The sequence below is a fragment of the Haemophilus sp. HMSC066D02 genome, from assembly GCF_001810545.1.
GTDB lineage: Bacteria > Pseudomonadota > Gammaproteobacteria > Enterobacterales > Pasteurellaceae > Haemophilus_D.
In genome coordinates, this window is the sequence record NZ_KV801805.1 from 349,265 (window position 1) to 349,750 (window position 486).

Annotated in this window: 1 protein-coding gene; it reads left to right on the forward strand. The window is 55.1% G+C overall.

Annotation, left to right across the window (positions count from 1 at the left end; genetic code table 11):
* Nucleotides 1-486 (forward strand): hypothetical protein (locus HMPREF2750_RS10040; protein WP_186821569.1); only part of this gene is annotated, 486 nt, incomplete at both ends.

Genomic DNA, 486 nt, shown 5'->3' on the forward strand with positions numbered 1-486 from the left:
CGGTTGCTGAGCTATCTGCCGCTGAAGCTGAAGAACTTGCTGCTGTCGCTGAGCTGTTTGCTGCTGAAGCTGAAGAGCTTGCTGCGGTTGCTGAGCTATCTGCTGCTGAAGCGGATGAGCTTGCAGCGGTTGCTGAGCTATCTGCTGCTGATGCAGAAGAGCTTGCTGCAGTCGCTGAAGAATCTGCCGCTGAAGCTGAAGAGCTTGCTGCAGTTGCTGAAGAATCTGCCGCTGATGCAGAAGAGCTTGCTGCAGTCGCTGAAGAATCGGCTGCTGAAGCTGAAGAGCTTGCTGCAGTCGCTGAAGAATCTGCCGCTGATGCTGATGAGCTTGCTGCAGTCGCTGAGCTGTCTGCTGCTGATGCTGAAGAGCTTGCTGCGGTTGCAGAGCTATCTGCTGCTGAAGCTGAAGAGCTTGCGGCTTTCGCTGAAGAATCTGCCGCAGATGCTGATGAGCTTGCTGCGGTTGCAGAAGAATCTGCCGCTG